The sequence below is a fragment of the Ectothiorhodospira haloalkaliphila ATCC 51935 genome (genome assembly GCF_000633935.1).
GTDB classification, from domain to species: Bacteria; Pseudomonadota; Gammaproteobacteria; order Ectothiorhodospirales; family Ectothiorhodospiraceae; genus Ectothiorhodospira; species Ectothiorhodospira haloalkaliphila.
Map to the genome: position 1 here is coordinate 254,014 of NZ_KK214997.1, position 7,758 is coordinate 261,771.

Consider the following 7,758-nt stretch of genomic DNA (forward strand, 5'->3'; position numbering starts at 1 on the left):
TGCAGTGCCAGACTTGAACAGAGCCTGCTTGAGGAGTGGTCTTCTTGTTGGGCCAATTGATTCATTTCATATTACTTACGCGGGGTTGAAGGCGTATCCTCGCAGGGTTAAGTCACTCACCCAATCGCGAGGTTTCCCGTGACCATCAGTCGCCTGCAGACCAAGACCATGGGCGCCCTGCTTTTGGTCATGCTGATCATGATGCTGGTCATCGGGCTGTCCAGCATGGTGCTGATCCGGGATTTTTCCGTGCGCTCTGCCACCGAGCACACCCGCACGGCGGCGGAGATGATCCGCGTCTCCCTCACCGAAGCCATGATCAATGACACCATTGACCGCCGGGCCTCCATGCTCCGACGGCTTGCGGAGGTGAACAGCCTCAATGAGGTGCGGGTGATCCGCGGCGAACAGGTGATCGAGCAGTATGGCGAGGGCCTGGCGATGGAGACCCCGGCCGATGACATCGACCGCCAGGTACTGGAGACCGGGCAGCCCTATTTCGGGTTGATGGGGGGGCTGCTCGGCGAGGAGTTCCGCGCCACCATTCCCTACATTGCCTCCTCCAACGAAGACATCAACTGCATGGCCTGTCATCAGGCGCCCGAGGGAGCGGCCCTGGGGGCCGTGACCCTCACCGCATCCGTGGATCACATGAAGACTGCCGGCATGGCCACGGCCCTGTTTCTGGTGGCCATCATGGGGCTGTTCGCCATCCTGTCCATCGCCTTTCTGAAGCGCATGCTTCGGCCTTTGGTGGAGACCACCCAGGAGATCCGTCAGGCTGCCAGCCTGGCCAGTAGCGGAGATTTCAGCCAGCGGGTACGCAGTCGCAGTCATGATGAGATCGGGCAGATCGCTTTCCATTTCAATCAGATGGCCGATGCCATCACCCACAAACTCACCGAGATTCGGGACCACGTGGCCCAGTTGGTGAATACCGTGCCAGACCCCAAGGCCAACCTGCTGCAGGAGACCGCGTCCACCGTCTCCGGGCTGGTGAAAGTGGCCCAGTTCAAGCAGGCCATCGAGGAGGATCAGACCACCGAGGAGGTATTCTTCCGCTTGAGCGAGGTTCTGCGCACCGAGTTTGGGCTGGAGCATTTCTCCATCTATCAGGTGAACCAGGACAAGCGTTTGATGGAAACGGTGATCGTGGACGGGGTGCCACATGACGAAATACGTTGGTGCCATCCTGACATTCTGGAGCAGTGCACCACCTGCCGGGCCGTACGCACCGGTCATGCCATCGACGGCCTTGAAAACCCCCGTCTATGCCGTGCGTTCGACCAGGACGCCCTGGCCGATGGACGCAGCTATCTCTGCCTGCCCATCATCCAGTCCGGCGGCGTGGGCAGCGTCGTGCAACTGGTGGTGCCGCCTCAGAACATCCCGGCGCTCACTCGCTCGCGCCCCCTGATAAGCGCCTATCTGCGCGAAGCGGCACCGGTGCTTCAGGCCAAGGGCCTGATGGCCAGCCTGCGCGAGTCCAGCCTCAAGGACGCCATGACCGGCCTGCGCAACCGCCGTTTCCTGGAGGAGTATTCCGACAGCCTGGTGTCCCAATGCAAGCGTCGCAAGATGCCCATGACACTGATGATGCTGGACCTGGACTACTTCAAGACGGTGAACGACACCCACGGACACGATGTGGGCGACCAGATCCTGCGGGAGCTGGCCGGTATCTTCCAGGCTCACCTGCGCGAATCCGACCTGGTCATCCGCTACGGCGGTGAGGAGTTCATGGTCATCCTGCTGGACACCGGCGCCGAAGCGGCCATGGAAGTGGCCAACAAGATTCGCGAGGCGGTGGAGACCCATCCCTTCAAGGTGGCGGGTGGCGACCTCTACAAGACCCTCTCCATCGGCCTGGCCGCCTACCCGGACGATGCCCAGGCCTTCTGGCAGGTGCTCAAATACGCTGACGTGGCCCTATATGCCGCCAAGGATAACGGCCGCAATCAGGTGGTACGTTTCACGCCGGCGCTGTGGCCCCCGGGTGGGGAGTATTGATGAATGCGTACTACATTCATTCAAAATCAACGTCCGGTTTCTCCCTTGACCACCACCTGCGGCTCATCACCATTGTCGTCCTGCAGGGCCTCCGCCCCTGGCTCGTCGTGGCAGTACACATACACCACGCCACTGAGACGCCGGTTGAGTTGCTGAAAGCCATCCAGGACCTCCCAGGCCGCGTACGGCAGTCCCGGCTGATTGCGCTTGGCCTGAATCAGCCAGCGGCTGGTCTCCTGCTTGCGATCCAGGATCTTGCGGCCCAGTTCCGGGCGCTCGCGCATGAGCATGCGGGCCACGGTGTTCATCTGCTGGGTGAAGCGTGAGGCGGCCTCCAGGAGGAGTGGACGAGCGGCCTCCACCGACGCAGTGTCGTGTTCAAGCAGCCGGCGCACCTCATCGTGCATGTCTTCGCCCAGGGTACGCACGATCAGCGGCAGTTCGCGCATGAAATCATCCAGGGTATCCTTCAGGGCCTGATCTTCCGGGCTCAGGGAATCGTCCGGTATGGCGTCAAGGAACTCGGTGAGTTCGCGGCACACCCGCTGCATGTCGCGGGTGCGAACGTCGATGTCCATGCCCACGCCGGGTGGCAGCTCGCCCTGGCGCAGCCCCTGCATGACCGTCTCCCCCATCAGGTGCAGGGCATCGAACACGCGCAGGGTTTCACGCATGGCGGCGTTGATTGCCAGAGTGGGGTTTTGCAGCAACAGCGGATCGAGACGGGTGATGGCCGGCTTTTCCGGACGCTCCGGCTCCTGGATCAGGGCGTTCACCCAGCGCTCAAGTGTGGGGGCCACCAGAATGGCCAGACAGGCCAGCAGGTTGAACAGGGTATGCGCCCAGGCTGCCTGCTGTGGCAATCCACCCACCCAGCCTTCCGGCGGCAGTCCGGGCAGGGTGAGCACCACGGCAGCGAGGGCCATGGCCAGGGGCAGCTTGACCATCAGCACGGCCAGGCCCAGGCGCCGGCCCTGGAAATCGCCCCAACCCGCCATCAACACCGTCAGGCACAGACCGATGTTGGCCCCCAGCACCCACAGCAGCAGCATCTCCAGGCTGATCTGCCCGCCCGACACCAGGGCCAGGGCCACGGCGATGGACGCAGTAGCGCTCTGCACCACAAGGGTGAGCAGCACCGCGCCCAGCATGAACAGCAACGGTAGTTCCGCCAGGGCTGCGAACAGTGCCTCCACCGCCGGGTCCGAGCCCATGGCGATGGCCGACTCACTCAACAGCCCCATGCCCATGAGCATGAAGCCGAAGGCCAGCAGGGACTGCCCCACCCCTCTTGGCCGACTGGACTCCACAAACAGGAACAGGAACGCGCCCACGGCCAGAAACAGGCCGTTGAAATCCTGCAAGTCGAAGGAGACCAACTGCACCAGCACCGTGGTGCCCAGTTGCGCACCCAGCAGCACCGCCAGCACGTTGCGCCAGGACACACGGCCACGGCGTGTCATCTGCACCGAGAGCATGGCCGTGGCCGTGGACGAGGGCATGACCGCACCACCGGCCACGCCACCCAAGAAGGCCCGGGTGCGGGTGCGGGTGAACCCCTGCAGCCAGTCCAGCAGGTCGCCGCCCATGATCCGCGCGAATCCCTTGCGCAGGAAACGCAGCCCGAAGAGGACCAGCAGGATGCCGGCCACCAGATTGATCAATTCCATCACATCACCTTTTCCTGAATCTGAAGGCACCCGACACGGTGCCCACAAACGCACTCAAGGATCACGACACTTGATGACAAGTGAGTGACGGCGGCAGGAAGGGAGAAGATGAAATGTCCCCCGATGGACCGACGATACCGGGTCGATCAGGGGGCCGGAATGCGTCAGGGATGACGCGTGGCGGGCACGACCTGAGCGACACCGGCGCACGTCAGCCGCCAGCCTTGAGCGGCATTACCGTACATGGATCGACAACAGCTGCTGTCCATGGATGGGCCACGTCCTCCGGTCAAGACGTCGCATTGCATCAGGAATGCTCCGTCGGTTTCGCACATCTGGCCACTGGACGATTCCCGTAGCGAATCACACTGCCCAGCGAATGCCTTGAAGATCTAAACGAGGCTACATGACGAATATGAAAATGCAACACGCCACCCCGCAAGATAGAAGCGAAGATTACACCTGAAGTGACTCAATGGGAACCCTGCCTGACTCATTACGTCTGGAGAGGCGCCCAACAAATCAGCACGCTTGAAATATGAGTCAGGGGTTTATTTGATCTACACTTGCGGTTACACTTCCCCCCGATGTCGCTTATGTCAGCGACGCCGATCATCAGACGAGGCTGAACACCATCGATGGACAGCGATTGTTGTAGAAAAAGGCACACCCAGGGCCCCAGCGGCCTGGTCATGGCATGTGCCCCGCGCCATCGGCGTTCCCCTCTGCGGCCTTCTCACGCCGCCTGATGCCTGGAACCCCGCTGGCGCGGCCTCTTGTGCCATGCCCAGCGGGAATCCGGCTTACCCGCCCCACCCCACCTGCCCCCTGTATCGACCCCGGCCACCCGGGTTGTCGACCGTGCCAGCGCCTGCACGCCCTCTCTGTCTCCTCGATCCATCAGCCGATACGTGAGGAGAGTGCCCCTTTGCCCGAAGACCCTGGACCTGCCGAACCTCCGTCGTGTCATCGACGCGGGACAACTAGGGACCGGTTCGTTCAACCTATGAGAGCGAGCCCGCTTGTCTTCCATATTTTATTTCATGGAGGGCATGTGCGCTCGTGTTAAAAGTAAAATTGAACGTTCATTCAATGAATAAAAATGAAATCAATTTCGGGCAAATTAAAGCCGAAAAAGGGTTCTTTAAAAAAAACCGGAAACGCTATCATTCAGCCGTCATGAATTGTGATTTCCGGGAGGTGTGGCCTCACCGCTTCCATTCACCAGGACAAGGCCGAGGCGGCCCGCCTGCTGCAACGGACCGACCTGCCCATCCTGCCGGTGCTGGACGAACGCCGTCGCCTGGCCGGCGTGCTGTGCTTCGGCGACGCCATGGACGTGATTGAGTAAGCAAACAATATCATTGGGACTATCGTTATGACTTACCTCAAGAAAAACACCCGCCTCATGGGCCTCTCCATGACGGCCCTGACCCTGGGCCTGGCCGCCCCTCTCACCGCCCAGGCGGAGCTGGAATTCAATATCGGGGTGTTCAGCGACTACGTCGATCACGGAGAGAGCCGATCCGACAACAACGCCGTGGTCCAGGGGGGGATGGAATACACCCTGGACACCGGGCTGTTCCTCGGGGTGCAGATGTCCACGCTGGCACCCGGCGATGGCCAAGAGGTCGCACCCTTCATCGGTTATGGCTTCGACTTCGGTGAAACCGCCTTCGAACTCGGCTATGAGTACTTCTATTACTCCGGACTGCCAGGCGAGACATACGAGGGGGAAATCTTTGTCGCCGCCGAACACGGCCCCTTCTACGGGGAGATCACTTACGTAACCCGTGCCCACGACCGGGACGCGGAGGGTGACACGGTCTACCACCTGGGCGCCGGCCATGAGTTCCTCCCCGACACCGCCTTCCACGCGGAGATCGGGTACGACAAACCCAGGAAAGACGACAATGCCACCTTCTGGGCCCTGGGCGTGACCCGCTCCACCCAGATGGGGGATATCTCCCTGACCTATGCCTCGCGCAACGAAAGCGATGCCCAGGATCTATTCGTGGCCGGGTACAGCCTGAGCTTCTGAGGGTCGGGTTCAGGGGCAGCTTGAGACAGGCTGTCTTCCCTGCCAGGCCGGCCATGGAAGGCCATCGCTTGAGATACCAGGCCCCGGATGAGCGGGATCAAATAAAGTTACACCTTGAAACGCCCCACCCGTGTTTGAAGGTCCGCCGCCAGTCGCGCTAACTCGTCACTGGCCGCTGCGATTTGCGTGGAACCATTGGCAGCCTGTTCCACGCCGGTACTGATTCGTGTCAACGAGCGGTGCACATCCTCTGCTACGGCTGACTGCTCCTCTGCGGCACTGGCAATCTGGGTGTTCATGTCGTTAATGGTACCGATACTCTGAGTAATATCCTCCAGAGCTTTGGCGGCGCGTTCGGCCGAAGACACCCCATCGGTGGCCTTGGCATGCCCGGCATCCATGACCTTGACCGCATCATTGGCGGCACCCTGAAGTTTCTCGATTATACTCCGGATCTCCTGGGTGGAACTTTGTGTACGTGTGGCCAGGGTCCGCACCTCGTCGGCCACCACCGCAAACCCGCGACCAGCCTCACCGGCACGCGCAGCCTCGATGGCCGCATTGAGCGCCAGCAGATTGGTTTGCTCGGCAATGCCACGGATGACCTCCAGCACCGTACCAATGCTCTCGGCGTCGCCCTGCAGGCGGTTGATCACTGACACCGCACTCTGCACCTCCTTGGCCAAGTCGCCCACCTCCCGTGAGGTGAGTTGCACCACCTCGGCACCCGAATGGGCCGCGCGGTCCGATGCAGCAGCAGCATCGGCTGCCTGGCTGGCGTTACCGGCCACCTGAGTCACGGTAGCCGCCATCTGGGTCATCGCGGTCGCGACCTGCTCGGTCTCGGACTGTTGCTGTTGAACTTGTTCACTGGCTTCGCGGCTGGACACGGATAATTGTTCAGCCGCCGCCGACAACTGACTGGCTGCTTCCGAAACCTGCCTCACGAGGGTATGAACACCATCCACAAAAGTGTTGAAACTGCGCGCCAGATCTCCGAACTCGTCATGGCGATCCTCATTGAGCCGCTGCGTGAGATCGCCATCCCCGGCAGCAATATCGTCCAGCGCCTGACGCGTTTCACGCACCGGGCGCACGATCATGCTGGCAACCCAAACGATGATCCCGGCCAGTAACAACAGGGTGATGCCGAAAACGACAACCAGCGTTGTTCGCAGCTCGCGCGCAGTTGCCAGCAAATGATCCGTTGGGATGGCTACCGCCAAGGACCAGCCCGGCGTATCAGGTATGGGCTGGTAAGCTACATTGAACGCGCGTCCATCATCATCCACATACGCACCAATACCTTGATCACCCGCCACCATACGCCGGGCAATGGCGGCGTACTCCTGATTGGTCGAATCAAGAGCGTTTTCCGACATGAGTCGCCCGGTATCCGGATGAGCAATGGTCATGCCACCAGAATCCAGCACCCAGGCCATGGCCCCAGGTTGGTCGATGACCTGAGCAACAATGCGGGACAGGGTGTCCAGGGTCACGGTAGCGGCCAGCACGCCGAGCACTTCGCCTCGCACATTTTCCACGGCATGGGCAAGGACGGTGATGGGATTACCGGTGCTGCGCGAGTAGACCGGATCGGTGATCACGGAGATATCCGTCTGGTCCCGTACAATACGCTGAAAATAGCCCCGATCGGCCAGATTCGAGCGATGTTCATTGTGGTAGTAGGCTTCGCCGGCATCGTCGGCGAAGAACAGCACTTCGTACTCATCGCTCATGCGCTGGCCAAAGTGCTGAAGAACGCCCGAGATGCTCGTGGTATTGCCCGAAGCGAGCACCCGGGTTGAAGTGGACCCCATCTGCTGGACCACCTGACAGGGGGTTTAAGCTCTAACCGGGTTGTATCTCTCAGGCGTCAGGCCGCCCGAGTCAGAGGTTGGTTGAAGTAGACCTCATCCGGTGTTGCATCGTCCAGCCCTTGGTGGGGCCGCTCTGCGTTGTACCAGGCGAAGTACTGCTTCAGGTCCTGGCGTAAGTGGGCTCCATTTTCAAAGGCCTTCAGGTAGACGCACTCGT

5 protein-coding genes and 1 pseudogene are annotated in these 7,758 nt (G+C 61.1%); 3 read left to right on the forward strand and 3 right to left on the reverse strand.

All coding sequences use genetic code 11. The features are described 5' to 3' along the window. The first annotated feature begins 138 nt into the window (after positions 1-138). A complete protein-coding gene (locus ECTHA_RS0107105; protein ID WP_025281566.1) occupies positions 139-2,010 on the forward strand; it encodes a diguanylate cyclase in 1,872 nt (623 codons plus the stop codon). A gap of 26 nt (positions 2,011-2,036) precedes the next feature. Here the strand turns inward: ECTHA_RS0107105 and ECTHA_RS17440 are convergent, their stop codons facing one another. Beyond that, positions 2,037-3,680, reverse strand: coding sequence for a Na/Pi cotransporter family protein (locus ECTHA_RS17440; RefSeq protein WP_025281565.1), 1,644 nt, complete (start codon positions 3,678-3,680; stop codon positions 2,037-2,039). Between the two features lie 1,186 nt (positions 3,681-4,866). Here ECTHA_RS17440 and ECTHA_RS19860 point away from each other — a divergent pair. Further along, entirely contained in the window at positions 4,867-5,031 is a 165-nt protein-coding gene (locus tag ECTHA_RS19860) for a CBS domain-containing protein (RefSeq protein WP_156946822.1), read from the forward strand. A 27-nt stretch (positions 5,032-5,058) separates the two neighbouring features. Next, a complete protein-coding gene (locus tag ECTHA_RS0107120) occupies positions 5,059-5,721 on the forward strand; it encodes a TorF family putative porin (RefSeq protein ID WP_025281564.1) in 663 nt (220 codons plus the stop codon). Positions 5,722-5,828: 107 nt separating this feature from the next. On the opposite strand, the gene ECTHA_RS17445 is transcribed toward ECTHA_RS0107120, so the two are convergent. Then, the gene (locus tag ECTHA_RS17445; RefSeq protein WP_084306806.1) at positions 5,829-7,541 is read right to left on the reverse strand and encodes a methyl-accepting chemotaxis protein; all 1,713 of its coding nucleotides are present in this window, start codon (positions 7,539-7,541) and stop codon (positions 5,829-5,831) included. Positions 7,542-7,627: 86 nt separating this feature from the next. Continuing rightward, positions 7,628-7,758, reverse strand: a pseudogene (locus ECTHA_RS20535) (integrase core domain-containing protein); the annotation flags it as partial.

Excerpts from the sequence above, each read along its gene's own strand:
- ECTHA_RS17440 (WP_025281565.1), bottom strand. The coding sequence starts at position 3,680 with ATGGAATTGATCAATCTGGTGGCCGGCATCCTGCTGGTCCTCTTCGGG.
- ECTHA_RS0107120 (WP_025281564.1), top strand. The coding sequence starts at position 5,059 with ATGACTTACCTCAAGAAAAACACCCGCCTCATGGGCCTCTCCATGACG.
- ECTHA_RS17445 (WP_084306806.1), bottom strand. The coding sequence starts at position 7,541 with ATGGGGTCCACTTCAACCCGGGTGCTCGCTTCGGGCAATACCACGAGC.